This is a genomic window from uncultured Ruminococcus sp. (assembly GCF_934476685.1).
Taxonomy (GTDB): Bacteria; Bacillota; Clostridia; order Oscillospirales; family Ruminococcaceae; genus Hominimerdicola.
In genome coordinates, this window is the sequence record NZ_CAKSNX010000001.1 from 201,578 (window position 1) to 219,020 (window position 17,443).

Below are 17,443 nucleotides of genomic sequence, written 5' to 3' on the forward strand. Positions count from 1 at the left end.
TTCTTCCGAGCGCAAAGTAACAGCCCCGACAGTAGACAACGAGCTTGCCGAGCGTCACGAATTGCCCCGTCCGGGAGGACTCTTCCGAGCGCAAATGAGAAGTCCGCACAGTAGACAGCGAGTTTACGAGCGTCCCGAATTACCCCGTCCGGGAGGACTGAGGACAAGGATAACAGAGAAGATGGCAACTGCGAAAAGTAACTCTATGCCCATGTATTGGAATATCCTTGCCTGTGAAAACTTTTCAAGAGAGTCGCCCGAAAGAATGTCGTTCACCTTGATGTACCAGTAAGCAGGGAGAAAACGTGCCGCACTTAGTATGCCGCTGCCAAGCATGGACTGGGGAACGAATATGCCGCAGATAAAGCTCATTCCTAAACCGAGTATGTTCGCTATAACGTTGACGGCAGTTTCAGAAGGGGAAAAGGACGAAATGAGTATCGCTATGCCCGCTGTGATGATGAGGAAAATAAAACTGTTGAGAACAGCGTACCACATTCTTCCGCTGTACATTCCGCCGCCGAGGAAAATGCCCGCTATCATGAATATAAGCCATATTGCCGTTACATAAACTGCGCTTGCTAGTATGATCTGCATGGTCTGGGAACGTGCCGTTATGCAGGAGCAGGCTGTGCGCTTTTTTATCTCGCTGCTGTTGAGCTTTAAAAGCACAGGGCAGAGCGTAACTATCATTACTGATAGAAGAACGTAGGGGAGATATTGAAAATAGAAATATCCTTCGCTGCTGCCGCTTTTATCTTTGCTGTCAAAGGATAATGCCGTTACGCTTACCTCTTTTGAAAGCGCAGCATCGGTCTTTTCTATGGCAGATATTTTGTCCTCTCCGCCTGTAAGATAAGCACGAAGTGTGCTTGTGTATTCGTTGATGATGTTGTCCGCAAGTACAGAGGAGTATGTGTCATGAACGTGGTATGAGGAGAAAATATTCTCGCTTTCCCCTGCAAGCAGCTTTTCCTCGCAGCCTTTCTTTATAGTAAGAACATAGTTTACCTGATCGTAGTATAAAGCGTCAAGTATAATATCCTTGTCATTTTTAAGGTGCGAAAAAGTGTGGTTCTTCTCGAAATAATCCGTTATCCCCTTGCTTATGTCAGAGTTGTCCTCGTCGATTATAGCTATTTTTACCTTTGACGCTGAAAACTGCTCCGACGGATCGTCGTGGGTCGCAACAGCAGCTGTGCATACTATGAGGAATACCACTACCCATATCATTCCTACTCCCATGCGTGTGCGGAGAACTTTCATAAATGCATTAAACACTTGCATACTTTTTCCTCCTTGTGAGTAAAGATCCTGTGAGAATAAATGCTGCGCAAATTATGAGCAGAGTCACGCTCTTGTGTATATATCTGTCATAGTCGCTGTAAACGTCAAGACAGTAGAATGAATCGGATATGAGCGCAGCGGGATTTATTTCATTCACCCAAGGAGCTTTTTCAGCGAGTATGGCTTTCATATTTCCCACCATAAGCCCGCTGAGGAAACAGCATATCATTGAGAATGCCATTGATATGCCGACCTTTATACCCTCGGACATATTTCCGAATGAGCCAACGAAAAATCCCATTGATACGCCTGTTATTCCGCCTATTATGCCCGAAACATATACAAGCGGAAGCCTTGTTCCGAAATCAACCTTCAGTATAAAAGCTATATACGAAACTGAAATGATAACGCATATTGCCTGCACGATGAACGAACCGATAAGCGCAGCAATTATGCTCACCAGCTTTGGCGTAGGGGAACAGTTCCTCCTTGCGCCGATAGGACTTAAATTCGCCTGATTGTTTATCACAATATGAAGTCCCGTTATAGAACCAAACAGACCGACCATTGCTATAAGGTTGTAGAAATACGCTGTGTACGGATCGGGATCGCCCTCCGTCAGCGGTATGTTCTCTACATATGAACTGCTGTCGCCCAGAACGCTGATAACTTCATTTAGCTTGGCAGGATCGTTCTTTACTGTGTCTGTGATTATCTTCTCCTGCACCATATATTGTTCAAGAAATGATTTAACTATCGTTTCGTTTGTTCCGCTTTCGCTTGCGACAGTAAGGCTTTTTTCACCGTTTTCAATAAAGATTATGCCTGTTATCTTTTTGTCTTCAAGCAGTTTCATTGCCTTGTCCTTGTCGGTGTATGTCACCTTCAAAAGCGGCGAGTCGGAACTTTCTATCTCGTCTATAACGCTGTGGAATATCTTGTCCTCAGAGGTTTCCACTACCGCAACAGGGACAGTGTCAAAGACTTCGGTCTTATCCCAAAGGTCTGTAAAAACTATCTTGAAAAATGTTCCCAGCACAATGGGGAAAATGATAAGCCAGACAAGAACGTCTTTTACACGCAGGCTTTGTAAGATCTCGTATTTTAAATTATGCAGGAACATTTTATTCCTCCTTATCTCTCAGAGCCTTGCCTGTTATTTCAAGGAACACGTCATTGAGGGTAGGCAGGGTGGTGTAAACTCTTCCGAAGCTGAGGTTGTTCTGCTGGATAATATCCAGTATGCGGATAAGGTTGTGCTTTCCGCCCGAACAGTTCACCACAAGCTTGTCATCAGAGAAAACAGCGTCGCTTATATGTGTGAGAGCGGATATCTCGTCAATAGCGCTCTGCGGTATATCCAGCATTTCGATGGTTATGGTTTCTGTGTTCTTTATCATGCGTTTAAGCTCGTCTGTCGTACCCTCGGCTATCTTTTTGCCCTTGTCCATTATTGCGATGCGTGTGCATATCTGCTCCACTTCCTCCATATAGTGGGAGGTGTATATTATGGTCGCTCCGTCAGCGTTGAGCTGCTTTATGCCCTCAAGTATCTTGTTTCTGCTCTGTGGATCGACCGCAACAGTAGGCTCGTCAAGAATGATAAGCTTTGGCTTGTGCGCAATGCCGCAGGCTATGTTCAGTCTGCGGAGAAGTCCTCCAGACAGCTTTTTCGGACGAAACTTCTTGAAATCCTCTAACCCCGTAAAAGCGATAGCTTCCTCTACATACTGCGAGCGCAGCTTTTTGTCACGGATATAAAGTCCGCAGAAGTAGTCTATGTTTTCATAAACGGTCATTTCGTCAAAGACCGCAACGTTCTGCATTATAACGCCTATCTCACGCTTTATGTCATAGCTGACAGGAGTCATTTTTTTGCCGAATATCTCTATCGTTCCCTTGTCAAAGGACAAAAGGGAAAGCAGGCAGTTTATAGTTGTGGTCTTGCCCGAACCGTTCGGTCCGAGAAGTCCGAAGATCTCTCCCTCTTTTATTTCAAGGTCGAAATGGTCTAGGGCAACAAGCTCTTTGTACCGCTTGACAAGGTTTTCTATTTTCACAACGGTCTTTGAAGATGTGTTTTCTGTGCGTTCTGTATTATTTATTCTCTCCATAGTCTTTCCTCCATAGCTTTGATGTTGTTCGTTATTTCGTTATGATACTATTATAATACATTGCGTCCATTTTCGCCAGTGTCTTTAGTCAGTATATAATGTGACATTTGTCATGATCTTTGTCATATCGGCATATCATAGCGTTTTGTTCTTGAAAATCAGGGTGCGCTGTGATATAATTGATTTAATATAGTTTATGGAAAGAGGGGGAGAGGTTGAAGATACTTGCGGATAAAGTTGCGCTGATGCTGCTTTGCATTATAATAAGTTCACTTGACGGCAGAACTTCTGTGCCTGTTATCGTGCTGCTGATCTCGGTATGTGCGTCTGCTGCGGCGCAGCTGATGTCGGAAAAAAAGCAACATGGTGAGATCGTTTTGCTCGGCTGTTCGGTAATGTGCATATTTGTTCCCGAATTTGTCTATGCCGCCCCTCTGATGATATATGACGGAGTGTACTGTAAAAAGTGGTGGCTTTGTATCCCCTGCGCAGGTGCGGCATTCAGCCTTTCGCAGTTCAGCACAACGCAGATATGCCTTATCATTGCAGGTGGATATATGGCGGCTGTGCTTGCCATGAGGACAAAAGCTGTGAATATTCTGTCAGGCAAGCTGCATGATATAAGAGATACGGCGGCGGAGAAAAATGCTGCGCTGGAGCTTAAAAACAAGCGTCTTGCTGAGGTGCAGGATAATGAGATATATCTCGCCACCCTCAACGAGCGAAACCGCATAGCGAGGGAGATACACGACAACGTTGGGCATATGCTCACAAGGTCTATTTTGCAGGCAGGTGCATTGAAGATAATAAACAAGGATAAGGAGCTTGACGAGCCTATCGAGAGCCTGAAAGAAACCCTTGATACAGCTATGACGAGCATACGCAGGAGCGTTCACGATCTCCATGATGATTCCATAGACCTTGAACAGTCGGTGAGGGAATGCATAAAAACTGCCGATACAGGCTTTGATGTGAATTTAGATTACGATATGGGCGACAGCCGCAGTGTTCCGAAGGATATAAAACTTTGTATGATAGGCATAGTCAAAGAGGGGCTTTCAAATATCGTAAGGCATTCAAAAGGCGACAGCGTGAAGATCGTCATAAGGGAACACCCAGCGTTCTATCAGCTTGCGGTGGAGGATAACGGCGAATGCAGCAGCGGTCTGGCGGATATGCTTGAAAATGACAGCGTAGCCTGCGGCATAGGCATAGCGAATATGAAGGAGCGTGTTAAAAGCGTAAACGGTCTGATAAGATTTTCCGCAGGAGAAAACGGGTTCAGGATATTTATGTCCGCACCAAAACAGATATAACGAAAGACAGGAGAAAATATATGGCAGAAAAAATAAGGGTGGTTCTTATAGATGACGACAAGCTTGTGGCTTTGTCCCTTAAAACTATTCTGGAAAGCACAGGGAAGATAGAAGTAATAGGTTCGGGCGCAAGCGGGAATGAGGCGATAGAGCTTTACGGCAGCCTTCTGCCCGACGTTATGCTTATGGATATAAGAATGAACGGTATGACGGGCATAGAGGCTGGCGAGATCATTCTCAGAACTAACCCCGACGCAAGGATATTATACCTCACCACATTTTCAGATGATGAGTATATAGTCAAGGCTCTGAGCATCGGCGCAAAGGGATATATACTGAAACAGGACTTTGAGGGGATATGCCCTGCGCTGGAGGCTGTGATGAAAGGGCAGAGCGTTTTCGGCGAGCAGATAGTGAGCAAGCTGCCGGTGCTGATGAAGAGCAAGCCGAAGCTTGACCATGAAAGATACGGCATAACGGAAAAGGAAATGGAACTTATCGAACTAGTGGCGGAGGGACTGAGCAACAAGGAGATAGCGGCGGAACTTTATCTCAGCGAGGGAACGGTGAGGAACTATCTCAGTGCCGTTCTGGAAAAGCTTGACCTCCGTGACAGAACTCAGCTTGCGGTGTTCTATTATACAAAGCTTGCAGAGTGATCTGTATGTATATATATTATAATAGTATAGGCAGTCAGCGGCAGTTAAATTAGTTGTGCAAAGTGCATAGAAAATTGCTTTGAAACTGATAAAAATTCTATATAAGAAATTTTGCAAAAAGCTTGCAAACGGGGTATTTATAGTGTATAATAATACTTGCGTGACTGCACAGTGTATATTTTGAGTATACACACGATATGCGATGAAGTGAAAGGTTGCTGACGGTCTGTCAGGTAATTTTCACCGAGTATGTCCGATTTTAAACCGGGCGACTGTAATACTGAACACGGTATGTGTTATGCTGCTTGCGAGGGATGGATTATGTCTGTCTTTTAGCGTAATGCATAATGCTGAGTGTCTGATTTCGGTCCGGAACCGCTGATGCGGATTCGGAATTTTTTATAGAAAATCAGGGAACACACGGCGGTGTGTAGAGTATAACAGATGGTTTCGAGCCTGTCAATTGCACAAGCGGTTGACTCCAGAGAAAATGTTGATTGTTTGTGCAATTGACTGAGGCTGAGGAACCTGCCCCCTAAAACTTTTTAATATTGCACAAGGAGGCGATTTAAGTGGCAGTCAATGAGAAAATCAGAATCAAGATCAAGGGTTATGAGCATGCAGTTGTAGACGCTGCGGCAGCTAAGATTGTTGATGCGGTCAAGCGTTCAGGCGCACAGGTATCGGGTCCTATCCCGCTCCCTACTAACAAGGAAGTAATCACTATCCTCAGAGCCGTACACAAGTACAAGGACAGCCGTGAGCAGTTTGAAATGAGAACTCATAAGAGACTTATCGATGTGATCAGACCTACAAAGGAAACTACATCAGCTCTTGAAAATCTTGAACTTCCTGCTGGTGTAAACATTGTTATGGAGATCAAGTAATCTCCAAATGAGATCACAGGTGATCTCAAAAATCAATGTACACGCAGGTCATGTTGGCAGAGCCAACCAATAACCAATAGGAGGAAATGAAAATGCAGAAGGGTATCATCGGAAAGAAAATCGGTATGACACAGATTTTCGATGAAGCAGGAAAAGTTGTTCCTGTAACAGTTGTTGAAGCTGGTCCTTGCGTAGTTGTTCAGAAGAAGACTGTTGAAAACGACGGTTACGAAGCTGTACAGCTGGGCTACGGCGATATCAGAGCCAAGAGGGTAAACAAGCCTCTCCAGGGTCACTTCAAGAAGGCTGACGTTGCTATGAAGAGAACTCTTAAGGAGTTCAGACTTGCTGACATCTCAGCGATCAACGTAGGCGACGTAGTTAAGGCTGACATCTTTGCTGAAGGCGACATCGTTGATGTAAGCGGTACAAGCAAGGGTCACGGTTTTTCAGGTACTATCAAGCGTCATAACAACGCTAGACTTAAGGAAACTCATGGTACAGGTCCTGTACACAGACACGCAGGTTCTATGGGCGCTTGCTCATCACCATCAAGAATCTTTAAGGGCAAGGGTATGCCTGGTCAGTACGGTAACACAAAGGTTACTGTTCAGAACCTTACTATCGTTAAGGTTGACGCAGAAAATAATCTTATCGCAATCAAGGGCGCAATTCCAGGACCTAAGAACGGTACTGTAACAATTGCAGACTGCGTTAAGAAGGCTTAGTGGAAGGAGGATATATAACTATGTCACAGATTTCAGTATTTGATATGACAGGCAAAAAAGTAGCCGACACTGAGCTTAACGACGCTATTTTCGGTATTGAGCCGAACACAGCGGTAATGCACGCAATGGTAGTTAATTATCTCGCTAATCAGAGACAGGGCACACAGTCAACTCTCACCAGAACAGAGGTAAGAGGCGGCGGAAGAAAGCCTTGGAGACAGAAGGGTACAGGTCACGCTAGACAGGGTTCTATCAGAGCTCCTCAGTGGGTTCACGGCGGAATCGCTCTCGGTCCTAAGCCAAGAGATTACAGCTACTCACTTAATAAGAAGGAAAGAAGACTTGCTATGAAGTCTGCACTTTCCACAAAGGTCATCGACAATAACATCGTTGTTGTAGACGCTATCAAGTCTGACGAGTACAAGACCAAGGTCATGGTCGATATGCTCAAGGCACTTGGCGCAGAGGGCAAGGCTCTCATCGTTACATCAGAGAACGACGCTAAGGTTATCAAGAGCGCTGCAAACATCCCTGGTGTTAAGACAGCAACAGTAAATACTCTCAGTGTTTACGACATTCTGAACTACGATAAGTTCATCGTTTCTTCAGAGGCTGTAAAGAAGATTGAGGAGGTTTACGCATAATGAAAACTGCTCATGATATTATTATAAAGCCGGTAATCACAGAGGATTCAATGGAAAGACTACAGAACGGCAAGTATACTTTCAAGGTCGCTAAGGACGCTAACAAGGTTGAGATCGCTAAGGCTATCGAAGAGATCTTTGATGTTAAGGTAGCTAAGGTAAACACAATGAGCGTTAAGGGTAAGGAAAAGAGAATGGGCAGATATGCCGGTTTCCGTCCTGACTGGAAGAAAGCGATCGTTACTCTTGAGGGTGACAAGACTATCGAATTCTTCGATGGTATGTACTAATAAGCTTCTTTAAAAGAAACTTTTCCCTCTAAAAGAGGTGCAGGATATCCTGCATTTCTCCGCACACCAGTCGCTTTAACCGAGATTTGTGCGGAAAGGCTCTGCGAGGCGGCGAGGACCGCTTGCTAACGATCCGCAGGGCGTAAGTATGGAAGGGCACTTGGCTGGAAACAGCTTTGACCTTTTCGCAAAACTCAGATTAAGGAGTGAATTTATAATGGCAATAAAGAGCTATAAGCCTACGACTCCGGGTAGAAGAGGTATGACAGTTACCGATTATTCCGGTCTCTCAAAGGTTGCTCCATGCAAATCTCTTCTCGAACCAAACAAGAAGAAGTCGGGAAGAAACAGCTACGGTAGAATCACAGTTCGTCACAGAGGCGGCGGAGTAAGAAGAAAATACCGTGTAATTGACTTTAAGAGAAACAAGCTCGACATGAACGCAACAGTTCTTACGATCGAGTACGATCCAAACCGTTCAGCTTTCATCGCTCTCGTTCAGTACGAGGACGGCGAAAAGAGATATATCATCGCACCTAACGGTCTTTCAGTAGGCGATGTAGTAAGATCTGGTGCAGACGCAGACATCAAGCCTGGTAACGCACTTGCACTTGCAAACATCCCTGTTGGTACTTTCATTCACAACATTGAGCTTTATCCTGGCAAGGGCGCACAGCTCGTTCGTTCAGCCGGTAACATGGCTCAGCTTATGGGTAAGGAAGGCAATTACGCACTTGTAAGACTTCCTTCAGGCGAAATGAGAAAGATCCCTGTAAACTGCATGGCTTCAATCGGTCAGGTAGGAAACATCGATCACGAGAACGTTAATATCGGTAAGGCAGGAAGAAAGCGCCACATGGGCTGGAGACCTACTGTAAGAGGTTCTGTAATGAACCCATGCGATCACCCACACGGTGGTGGTGAAGGTAAGTCACCTGTTGGTCGTCCATCACCTGTTACACCTTGGGGCAAGCCGACAATGGGATACAAGACCCGTGCTAAGCATCATCGCTCCGATAAGTTTATCGTAAAGCGCAGAAACGGCAAGTAAGCTGAAAGGAGGCAGATGATAAATGGGCAGAAGTGTCAAGAAGGGCCCTTACGTTCAGGAGGCTCTTATGAAGAGAGTTATCGCTATGAATGAGGCCGGAGAAAAGAAGGTTCTTAAGACCTGGAGCAGAGCTTCAACAATATTCCCCGATTTCGTAGGTCACACATTTGCAGTTCATGACGGACGCAAGCACGTTCCTGTTTATGTAACTGAAGATATGGTAGGTCACAAGCTTGGTGAATTTGCACCGACCAGAACATACAAGGGTCACGCAGGTTCAAAGACCTCAAATAACGGTAAGTAGTGCGGAAGGAGGAATACAAATGGAAGCAAAAGCTATACTGAGAACAGCTCGTATTGCTCCTCGTAAGGTACAGATCGTTCTCGATCTTATCAGAGGAAAAGATTACGATGTTGCAATGGCAACAGTTAAGAATACACCAAAGGCTGCAAGTGAATATCTTGAAAAGCTTCTTAAGTCCGCCGCAAGCAATGCTGAGAACAATCATAACATGGACAAGAACAACCTTTATGTTGCAGAATGCTATGTTTGTCCCGGACCTATTATGAAGAGAATTATGCCAAGAGCACAGGGCAGAGCCTATAGAATTCTGAAGAGAACATCACACATCACTGTTGTTCTTAAGGAAAAGGAATAAGCTGAAAGAGGAGGTAAACTATGGGCCAGAAAGTAAATCCACACGGACTGCGTGTCGGTGTGATTAAGAATTGGGATTCCCGCTGGTTTGCAGATAAGAGCACTTTCGGCGATACACTCGTAGAGGATTACAATATTCGTAAGTTTATTATGAAGGATCTTAACAGAAGATCAAAGAATCCTGCAGACAAGTGCGTATACGCCGGTGTTCCGAAGGTAGAGATTGAAAGATTCGCTGATAAAGACGGCAGCCAGAAGGTAAGAATCCACATCCACTGCGCAAAGCCAGGTCTTGTAATCGGAAGAGGCGGCGCAGAGATCGAAAAGCTTCGTGCAAACATCGAGAAGATGATCGGCAAGAGCGTTGCCATTAATATAGTAGAAGTTAAGCAGCCTGATATCAATGCACAGCTGGTTGCAGAAAAGATTGCTCACGACCTCGAGGACAGAATTTCCTTCAGAAGAGCTATGAAGCAGTCAATCGGCAGAGCTATGAAGCTCGGCGCAAAGGGTATCAAGGTTAAGGTTTCAGGCAGACTTGCCGGCGCTGAGATCGCAAGATCTGAGAGCTACCACGAGGGAACAATTCCTCTTCAGACCATCAGAGCTGATATTGACTACGGTACAGCAGAGGCTCACACAACTTACGGCCGTCTTGGCGTAAAGGTTTGGATCTACAGAGGAGAAGTTCTCAAGGGCGAAGTTGCTGCATCAGACAGACGTGATACAAGCGACAGAGATAAGAAGCGCGGCAACAGAAACCGTCGTGATTCAAGATCCAGAAGAGAAGGAGGTAACAAGTAATGCTGCTTCCAAAGAGAGTAAAGTTCAGAAAACAGCACCGTGGTCGTATGACCGGTAAGGCGCTGAGAGGAAACAAGGTTTCCTACGGAGATTTCGGTCTTCAGGCACTTGAGCCTGCATGGATCAGCTCCAACCAGATCGAAGCTGCCCGTATCGCTATGACAAGATACATCAAGCGTGGCGGTCAGGTTTGGATCAAGATTTTCCCAGACAAGCCTGCAACAAGAAAGCCTCTCGGAACCCGAATGGGTAAAGGTAAGGGCGCTCCTGAATACTGGGTTGCAGTAGTTAAGCCGGGCAGAGTAATGTTCGAGATCGCCGGCGTACCTGAGGAAACTGCAAGAGAAGCTATGCGTCTTGCTATGCACAAGCTTCCAATCAAGTGTAAGTTCGTTGTAAAAGATACTCAAGAAACGGGTGGTGAGCAATAATGAAGGCAAATGAAATCAAGGATATGACAGCTGACGAGCTTAACAGCAAGCTGGCTGAACTCAAGCAGGAGCTTTTCAACCTTCGTTTCCAGCACGCTGTAAATCAGCTCGAGAACCCTAAGAGACTCCAGGCTGTAAAGAAGGATATTGCTCGTGTTAAGACATTCATTCGTAAGCAAGAGTCCGAAATCCAGTAATTTGAAAGGGAGGATTAACTGTGAGCGAAAGAAATCTGAGAAAAACCAGAGTAGGTACTGTAGTTTCCAACAAGATGGATAAGACTATCGTAGTTGCCATCAAGGATAACGTTCAGCACCCACTTTACAAGAAGATCATCAAGAGAACTGTAAAGCTTAAGGCACATGACGAAAACAATGTTTGCGGAATCGGCGACAAGGTAGAAGTTATGGAGACAAGACCTCTTTCCAAGGATAAGAGATGGCGTCTTGTTAATGTTCTCGAAAAGGCTAAGTAATTAAATAACGAGTGCAAAGTGCTGGGCAGATTTATTTCTGCCGCACGCACCTTGAGTTTTTGAAAGGAGGAACGCACTGTGGTACAGATGCAGACTTACCTGAAGGTTGCAGATAACTCCGGCGCTAAGGAGCTTATGTGTATCCGTGTTCTCGGCGGTACGAGAAGAAAGTATGCAAACATCGGTGACGTTGTAGTTTGTTCTGTTAAAAAAGCAACACCAGGCGGAGTTGTTAAAAAGGGCGACGTTGTAAAAGCAGTAATCGTTCGTTCAGCAAAGGGTCTTCGCCGTGCAGACGGTACTTATATCCGTTTCGACGAAAACGCTGCTGTAATAATCAAGGAAGACAAAAATCCAAAGGGCACACGTATCTTTGGACCAGTTGCTAAAGAGCTTAGAGATAAGGATTATATGAAGATCCTGTCACTTGCTCCGGAAGTACTTTAATTTGGAGGTGTCGTGAAAATGAGTAAGGTACATGTAAAGACAGGCGACACCGTTGTTATCCTTTCCGGTAAGGACAAGGGTAAGCAGGGTAAAGTTCTGGCAGTTTCCCCTAAGGAAGGTAAAGTGATCATTGAAGGTCTTAACATCGCTACAAAGCACGTTAAGCCAAGAAGCGCTCAGCAGCAGGGCGGTATCGTATCCGCTGAAGCAGCTATGTACGCTTCAAAGGTAATGGCTGTTTGCCCTAAGTGCGGCAAGCCAACCAGAGTTGCTCACAAGTTCCTTGAGGACGGAACTAAGGTTAGAGTTTGTAAGAACGCTGAGTGCGGCGAAGAATTTTAAGGAGGAGTTAAACTATGGCTGCAAGACTTAAAGAACAGTATGTTAGCTCAGTAGCTCCTGAAATGATGAAGAAATTCGGCTACGCTAACGTAATGCAGATTCCAAAGCTTGATAAGGTAGTTATCAATGTCGGCTGCGGCGCAGACAAGGATAACAAGAAGGTTATCGACGCTATCATGACTGACCTCGCAGCTATCACAGGTCAGAAGCCTATCGTATGTAAGGCTAAGAAGTCAGTTGCTAACTTCAAGCTTAGAGATGGACAGATCATCGGTGTCAAGGTTACACTGAGAGCGGATAAGATGTATGAATTCGTTGACAGACTTTTCAACGTTGCATTCCCTCGTGTAAGAGATTTCAGAGGAATCAATCCAAATTCATTTGATGGCAGAGGAAACTATTCAACTGGTATCAAGGAACAGCTGATCTTCCCTGAGATCGAATATGATAAGATCGACAAGGTTCGTGGTATGGATATCAACTTTATCACAACCGCAAATACAGACGAAGAAGCAAAAGAGCTGCTTTCACTTATGGGCGCTCCATTTGCAGACAAGTAAGAGGAGGATATAGATTATGGCAAAGAAGGCTATGATTAACAAGCAGCAGGCTAAGCCTAAGTATTCAACTCGTGCTTACAACAGATGCAAAATCTGCGGAAGACCGCACGCATATCTGAGAAAGTTCGGCGTATGCCGTATCTGCTTCAGAGAACTGGCACATGACGGTAAGATTCCGGGCGTTAAGAAGGCAAGTTGGTAAAAGGAGGTTGACGGCATGCAGATCACAGATACTATTGCAGACCTGCTTACAAGAATCCGTAATGCAAGCACTGCAAAGCACGCAACAGTTGACGTTCCTGCATCTAACATGAAGAAGTCAATCACACAGATCCTTGTAGACGAGGGTTATGTTAAGGACTTCAAGGTTATTGAGGACGGCAAGCAGGGTATTATAAGAATCACCCTTAAATATGATGAGAACAGAAATTCCGTTATCACCGGTCTTAGAAGAGTTTCTAAGCCTGGTCTTAGAATTTACGCAAGCTGCGAGGATATGCCTAAGGTAATCAAGGGAATGGGTATCGCTATCGTTTCCACATCTAAGGGCGTTATCACAGACAAGAAGGCAAGAGAGCTTAATGTCGGCGGCGAAGTTCTCGCATTCATCTGGTAAGGAGGACTAAAGATTATGTCAAGAATTGGTATTAAGCCTATTAGTGTTCCTGCAGGTGTAGAGGTAACTGTTGCAGAAGGTAACGTAGTTACAGCAAAGGGTCCTAAGGGCACACTTACAAAAGAGTTCCACAAGGATATGATTATCAAGGTAGCAGACGGTGTTATCACAGTAGAGCGTCCATCAGAGGATAAGCTCCACAAGTCACTTCACGGTCTGACAAGAACACTGGTAGCCAATATGGTTGAAGGTGTTTCAAACGGTTTCTCCAAGAAGCTTGAAATTGTCGGTGTAGGTTACAGAGCTCAGAAGCAGGGCAAGAACCTTGTAATGAACCTCGGATTTTCACACCAGGTTATAGTTGAAGAAACAGATACGATCAAGATCGAAGTTCCTGACGCTAACCATATTATAATTTCTGGCTGCGACAAGCAGGAAGTTGGTCAGTTTGCTTGTGAGATTCGTGAGAAGCGTCCGCCGGAGCCTTATAAGGGTAAGGGTATCCGCTATGATGGCGAGTACGTTATCCGTAAGGAAGGTAAGGCCGGTAAGGGCAGCAAGAAGTAATAAAAGGAGAGAATTACTATGGTTAAAAAGCTTGACAGAGCTAAGGCAAGAGCAAAAAGACATCAGAGAATCCGCAACAAGATCAGCGGAACAGCTGATTGTCCTCGCCTCAACGTATTCCGCTCCTCTAAGCATATATATGCACAGATTATCGACGACATCAACGGCGTAACACTTTGCAGCGCATCATCAATGTCCAAGGATTTCGAGGGCAATGGCGGCAACAAGGAAGGCGCACGTAAAGTCGGCGAAATGATCGCTGCAGCAGCTAAGGCAAAGGGCATCGAGAATGTCGTATTCGACAGAGGCGGCTACCTTTACCACGGCAGAGTGCAGGAATTAGCAGACGGAGCCCGTGAAGGCGGACTTAAGTTCTAAGAAGGAGGAAATACAATGGCTTTAATAGACGCTTCAAATATGGAGCTTGCTGAAAAGGTTGTTGCGATTAACAGAGTTTCAAAGACTGTTAAGGGCGGACGTATCATGAAGTTCGCAGCCCTTGTTGTCGTAGGCGACGGAAACGGCATTGTAGGCTTCGGAATCGGTAAGTCAGGTGAAGTTCCTGACGCAATCAGAAAGGCTATTCAGGACGCTAAGAAGAACCTCATCAAGATTTCTCTCAAGGGTACAACAATTCCTCACGAGATCGTTGGTAAGTTCGGCGCCGGCGAAGTTCTTATGAAGCCTGCTGCACCCGGTACCGGAATCATCGCAGGCGGCACAGTAAGAGCAGTAGTAGAAGCTGTGGGTATCAAGGACATCAGAGCAAAGTCACTGCGTTCTAACAATCCATACAATGCAGTAAGAGCTACTATAAACGGACTTGCAAATGTAAGATCCGCAGAACAGATTGCTGAACTCAGAGGCAAGACTGTAAAGGAAATTTTGGGCTAAGGAGGATAAACAGTTATGGCAAACCTGAAGATTGAACTGATCAAGAGCCTTAACGGCAGAAGCGCAAAGCAGATCGCAACTGCAAATTCTCTTGGTCTGAGAAAAATCGGGGATACAAATGTACAGCCTGATAACGCTTGTACACAGGGTAAGATCAAGCTGGTATCCCACCTTATTAAAGTAACCGAAGCGTAAAGCAAGGAGGTGCAAACACATGAAACTGCATGAATTATCACCTGCTGCCGGATCCACAAAGGAAGTTAAGCGTAAGGGCAGAGGTCACGGTTCAGGAAACGGTAAGACAGCCGGCAAGGGACATAAGGGTCAGAAGGCTCGTTCAGGCGGCGGCGTAAGACCGGGCTTCGAGGGCGGACAGACAGCTCTTGCAAGAAGAATTCCTAAGCGTGGATTCAACAACATTTTCGCTACTAAGTATGCAACTATCAATGTATCAGATCTCGAAAAGTTCGTAGAAGGTACAGTTGTAGATACAGAGCTTCTTAAGGCATCGGGCATCATCAAGAAGGAGCTCGATGGAATAAAGGTTCTCGGAAACGGTGAACTCACTAAAAACCTTACCGTCAAGGCTGCTAAGTTCTCAGCAGCTGCAAAGGAAAAGATTGAAAAGGCAGGCGGGAAGGCTGAGGTGATGTAATTGTGATAGAGACATTTCGTAATGCCTGGAAGGTTCCGGAGTTAAGAAAGAAACTGCTCTTTACATTTTTCATCATCATTATTTACAGAATAGGCGGTACCGTTCCTGCCCCATACCTCGATGCAGCAGCGCTGTCATCTTGGTTCAGCAGTAACGATTCCGGCAATTTCTTCAGCTATCTGAACGTACTCTCAGGCGGTAACTTCGCCAAAGCAACAGTTATGGCGCTGTCCGTCGGACCGTACATCAATGCTCAGATCATTATTCAGCTTCTGACATATGCGCTTCCTCCTCTTGAAAGACTTTCTAAGGAAGGTCCTGAGGGAAGAAAAACGCTTAATAAGATCACAAAGTACACTGCGTTGGCTATCGCCCTCTTCCAGGGCTGGGCTTACTACCGCACAATGCTGTCGGCAGGAGCTGTGCTTTACACAGGTTCAAACTTTGAGAGATATTTTGCAGAAGTTATCATCATTCTGTGCTTCACAGCAGGTTCGTCCCTGACGATCTGGCTGGGAGATCAGATCAACGAAAAGGGTATCGGAAACGGTATTTCAATGCTCCTCTTCGCCGGCATCATTGCCAGAGGACCATCAGCGGTCATCTCACTTGTACAGCTCATGATCGACGGAGCTAAGCAGGGCGAAACAAAGTATATGATCCTTGTACCGGTTATCCTCGTAGTATTTGTTCTTATGATCGGCTTTATCATCTTCATGAATAACGCCGAGAGAAGAATTCCGATCCAGTACGCTAAGCGTGTAGTAGGCAGAAAGCAGTACGGCGGACAGAACACCTTTATCCCTGTAAAGATCGCAATGAGCGGAGTTCTTCCGATCATCTTTGCTATGGCGTTCATGTCACTCCCGTCAACACTTGAGCTTTTCATCAAGCCAAAGTCAGGCAGCTTCTATGACAAGTTCCTTGACTGGTTCAACTACACACATCCGTTCTATGCTTGTCTGTACTTCCTGCTTATCATAGGATTCAACTATTTCTATGTATCAATGCAGTACAATCCGGTTGAGATCGCTAACAACCTCAGACAGAACAACGGCGGAGTTCCCGGAATAAGACCGGGTAAGCCGACAAGCGATTACCTCAAGAAGATCCTGTCAAAGATAACTTTGGTAGGTGCGGTATTCCTCGGATTTATCGCTATCTTCCCGATAATCTTCTCGGCTATCACAAAGATGAATATCGCTATGGGCGGTACATCTATCCTTATCGTTGTAAGCGTTGCGCTTGAAACGGCAAGAACAATGGAATCTCAGATGATGATGCGTCATCACTCAGGATTCCTTAAATAAAACACCAACGTCTGATTGAGAAAAGGAGTTATACCATGAATATTATTCTTTTAGGCGCTCCTGGAGCAGGCAAGGGTACTCAGGCAGAGGTTATCTGCAAAGAGCTTAATATCCCTACCATCTCCACAGGCAATATGCTCAGAGCTGCTGTTAAGGCAGGCACTGAGTATGGCCTTAAGGCTAAGGCTGCTATGGACGCAGGCGCACTTGTTTCCGATGAAATTGTTATAGGTATCCTTAAAGACAGGATCGCTGAGCCTGACGCTCAGAACGGTTTCATTCTTGACGGTTTCCCAAGAACAGTTCCTCAGGCTGAGGCACTCGACGAAATGGGAGTACAGATCGACAAGGTCATCGAGATCTACGTTCCTGACGAAACGATTCAGCAGAGACTTTCAGGCAGAAGAGTTTGTCTGGACTGCGGTGCAACCTATCATACAGAATTCAAGCCATCAAAGGTTGAGGGTGTATGCGATGTTTGCGGAAAGCCTATCGTGATCCGTAAGGACGACGAACCCGCAACCGTTCTCAGCAGACTTGAAACATATCATAAGTCGACTGCTCCGCTGAAGGACTACTACGGAAAGCAGGGCAAACTTGTTACCGTTGAAGGACAGGACAAGGTCGAGGATACTTCAAAACTTACACTTGCAGCTATAAAAGGCTGATGCAGCGTATAACGCTGATAGAAAGTTTCTTTCGAGGTTA

General features: G+C 45.4%; 28 protein-coding genes. 25 read left to right on the forward strand and 3 right to left on the reverse strand.

From position 1 onward, the window contains the following. Positions 1-123 precede the first annotated feature (123 nt). The 3 genes from Q0E19_RS00895 to Q0E19_RS00905 are packed head-to-tail and all read right to left on the reverse strand — an operon-like array spanning position 124 to position 3,401. Entirely contained in the window at positions 124-1,287 is a 1,164-nt protein-coding gene (locus Q0E19_RS00895; RefSeq protein WP_294406250.1) for an ABC transporter permease, read from the reverse strand. Next, positions 1,274-2,410, reverse strand: a complete 1,137-nt coding sequence (locus Q0E19_RS00900; RefSeq protein WP_294406253.1) for an ABC transporter permease — start codon at positions 2,408-2,410, stop codon at positions 1,274-1,276. Before Q0E19_RS00900 ends, Q0E19_RS00895 begins: the two co-directional genes overlap by 14 nt. A gap of 1 nt (position 2,411) precedes the next feature. Next, positions 2,412-3,401 (reverse strand): ABC transporter ATP-binding protein, encoded by a 990-nt coding sequence (locus tag Q0E19_RS00905; RefSeq protein WP_294406254.1) that lies wholly within the window; start codon positions 3,399-3,401, stop codon positions 2,412-2,414. 215 nt (positions 3,402-3,616) lie between these two features. Here Q0E19_RS00905 and Q0E19_RS00910 point away from each other — a divergent pair, with 215 nt between their 5' ends. From Q0E19_RS00910 to Q0E19_RS01030, 25 genes are all read left to right on the forward strand, one after another. Continuing rightward, positions 3,617-4,717 (forward strand): histidine kinase, encoded by a 1,101-nt coding sequence (locus Q0E19_RS00910; protein ID WP_294406256.1) that lies wholly within the window; start codon positions 3,617-3,619, stop codon positions 4,715-4,717. Positions 4,718-4,749: 32 nt separating this feature from the next. Continuing rightward, on the forward strand, positions 4,750-5,376 hold the full coding sequence (locus Q0E19_RS00915; protein ID WP_294407014.1) for a response regulator transcription factor: 627 nt from the start codon (positions 4,750-4,752) through the stop codon (positions 5,374-5,376). 572 nt (positions 5,377-5,948) lie between these two features. After that, a complete protein-coding gene (gene rpsJ, locus Q0E19_RS00920; protein ID WP_294406258.1) occupies positions 5,949-6,263 on the forward strand; it encodes a 30S ribosomal protein S10 in 315 nt (104 codons plus the stop codon). A 92-nt stretch (positions 6,264-6,355) separates the two neighbouring features. Beyond that, positions 6,356-6,991: a 50S ribosomal protein L3 gene (rplC, locus tag Q0E19_RS00925; protein WP_294406260.1), complete on the forward strand. Its 636-nt coding sequence runs from the start codon at positions 6,356-6,358 to the stop codon at positions 6,989-6,991. 20 nt (positions 6,992-7,011) lie between these two features. Next, positions 7,012-7,635, forward strand: coding sequence for a 50S ribosomal protein L4 (gene rplD / locus Q0E19_RS00930; RefSeq protein ID WP_294406262.1), 624 nt, complete (start codon positions 7,012-7,014; stop codon positions 7,633-7,635). Next, on the forward strand, positions 7,635-7,925 hold the full coding sequence (gene rplW, locus Q0E19_RS00935; RefSeq protein ID WP_294406264.1) for a 50S ribosomal protein L23: 291 nt from the start codon (positions 7,635-7,637) through the stop codon (positions 7,923-7,925). Before rplD ends, rplW begins: the two co-directional genes overlap by 1 nt. 217 nt (positions 7,926-8,142) lie before the next feature. Beyond that, positions 8,143-8,976, forward strand: coding sequence for a 50S ribosomal protein L2 (gene rplB / locus Q0E19_RS00940; RefSeq protein WP_294407016.1), 834 nt, complete (start codon positions 8,143-8,145; stop codon positions 8,974-8,976). A gap of 22 nt (positions 8,977-8,998) precedes the next feature. Then, positions 8,999-9,280, forward strand: coding sequence for a 30S ribosomal protein S19 (gene rpsS, locus Q0E19_RS00945; protein WP_294406268.1), 282 nt, complete (start codon positions 8,999-9,001; stop codon positions 9,278-9,280). Positions 9,281-9,299: 19 nt separating this feature from the next. Beyond that, positions 9,300-9,635, forward strand: a complete 336-nt coding sequence (gene rplV / locus Q0E19_RS00950; RefSeq protein ID WP_294406271.1) for a 50S ribosomal protein L22 — start codon at positions 9,300-9,302, stop codon at positions 9,633-9,635. A gap of 20 nt (positions 9,636-9,655) precedes the next feature. After that, entirely contained in the window at positions 9,656-10,438 is a 783-nt protein-coding gene (rpsC, locus tag Q0E19_RS00955; protein ID WP_294406273.1) for a 30S ribosomal protein S3, read from the forward strand. Continuing rightward, positions 10,438-10,869, forward strand: coding sequence for a 50S ribosomal protein L16 (gene rplP, locus Q0E19_RS00960; RefSeq protein WP_294406275.1), 432 nt, complete (start codon positions 10,438-10,440; stop codon positions 10,867-10,869). The genes rpsC and rplP overlap by 1 nt, the downstream gene beginning before the upstream one ends. Next, on the forward strand, positions 10,869-11,066 hold the full coding sequence (rpmC, locus tag Q0E19_RS00965; protein WP_294406277.1) for a 50S ribosomal protein L29: 198 nt from the start codon (positions 10,869-10,871) through the stop codon (positions 11,064-11,066). Before rplP ends, rpmC begins: the two co-directional genes overlap by 1 nt. A gap of 20 nt (positions 11,067-11,086) precedes the next feature. Next, positions 11,087-11,344, forward strand: a complete 258-nt coding sequence (gene rpsQ, locus Q0E19_RS00970) for a 30S ribosomal protein S17 (RefSeq protein WP_294406279.1) — start codon at positions 11,087-11,089, stop codon at positions 11,342-11,344. 78 nt (positions 11,345-11,422) lie between these two features. Next, positions 11,423-11,791: a 50S ribosomal protein L14 gene (rplN, locus tag Q0E19_RS00975; protein WP_294406281.1), complete on the forward strand. Its 369-nt coding sequence runs from the start codon at positions 11,423-11,425 to the stop codon at positions 11,789-11,791. A gap of 18 nt (positions 11,792-11,809) precedes the next feature. Then, entirely contained in the window at positions 11,810-12,133 is a 324-nt protein-coding gene (gene rplX, locus Q0E19_RS00980) for a 50S ribosomal protein L24 (protein ID WP_294406283.1), read from the forward strand. Positions 12,134-12,147: 14 nt separating this feature from the next. Continuing rightward, a complete protein-coding gene (rplE, locus tag Q0E19_RS00985) occupies positions 12,148-12,693 on the forward strand; it encodes a 50S ribosomal protein L5 (protein WP_294406286.1) in 546 nt (181 codons plus the stop codon). 16 nt (positions 12,694-12,709) lie between these two features. Then, positions 12,710-12,895 carry a type Z 30S ribosomal protein S14 gene (locus tag Q0E19_RS00990; RefSeq protein ID WP_294406288.1) on the forward strand — a complete coding sequence of 62 codons (186 nt, stop codon included), beginning with the start codon at positions 12,710-12,712 and terminating at the stop codon, positions 12,893-12,895. Positions 12,896-12,910: 15 nt separating this feature from the next. Continuing rightward, positions 12,911-13,309: a 30S ribosomal protein S8 gene (gene rpsH, locus Q0E19_RS00995; RefSeq protein ID WP_294406290.1), complete on the forward strand. Its 399-nt coding sequence runs from the start codon at positions 12,911-12,913 to the stop codon at positions 13,307-13,309. Positions 13,310-13,324: 15 nt separating this feature from the next. Beyond that, positions 13,325-13,876, forward strand: coding sequence for a 50S ribosomal protein L6 (gene rplF, locus Q0E19_RS01000; protein WP_294406292.1), 552 nt, complete (start codon positions 13,325-13,327; stop codon positions 13,874-13,876). A gap of 18 nt (positions 13,877-13,894) precedes the next feature. Then, positions 13,895-14,254: a 50S ribosomal protein L18 gene (rplR, locus tag Q0E19_RS01005; protein ID WP_294406294.1), complete on the forward strand. Its 360-nt coding sequence runs from the start codon at positions 13,895-13,897 to the stop codon at positions 14,252-14,254. Positions 14,255-14,269: 15 nt separating this feature from the next. Beyond that, a complete protein-coding gene (gene rpsE, locus Q0E19_RS01010) occupies positions 14,270-14,770 on the forward strand; it encodes a 30S ribosomal protein S5 (RefSeq protein WP_294406296.1) in 501 nt (166 codons plus the stop codon). Between the two features lie 15 nt (positions 14,771-14,785). Next, positions 14,786-14,965, forward strand: coding sequence for a 50S ribosomal protein L30 (gene rpmD / locus Q0E19_RS01015; protein WP_294406299.1), 180 nt, complete (start codon positions 14,786-14,788; stop codon positions 14,963-14,965). A gap of 19 nt (positions 14,966-14,984) precedes the next feature. After that, positions 14,985-15,425, forward strand: a complete 441-nt coding sequence (rplO, locus tag Q0E19_RS01020; RefSeq protein ID WP_294406301.1) for a 50S ribosomal protein L15 — start codon at positions 14,985-14,987, stop codon at positions 15,423-15,425. Positions 15,426-15,427: 2 nt separating this feature from the next. Beyond that, positions 15,428-16,735 (forward strand): preprotein translocase subunit SecY, encoded by a 1,308-nt coding sequence (gene secY / locus Q0E19_RS01025; protein WP_294406303.1) that lies wholly within the window; start codon positions 15,428-15,430, stop codon positions 16,733-16,735. Positions 16,736-16,770: 35 nt separating this feature from the next. Next, a complete protein-coding gene (locus Q0E19_RS01030) occupies positions 16,771-17,403 on the forward strand; it encodes an adenylate kinase (RefSeq protein ID WP_294406306.1) in 633 nt (210 codons plus the stop codon). Positions 17,404-17,443: the final 40 nt, after the last annotated feature.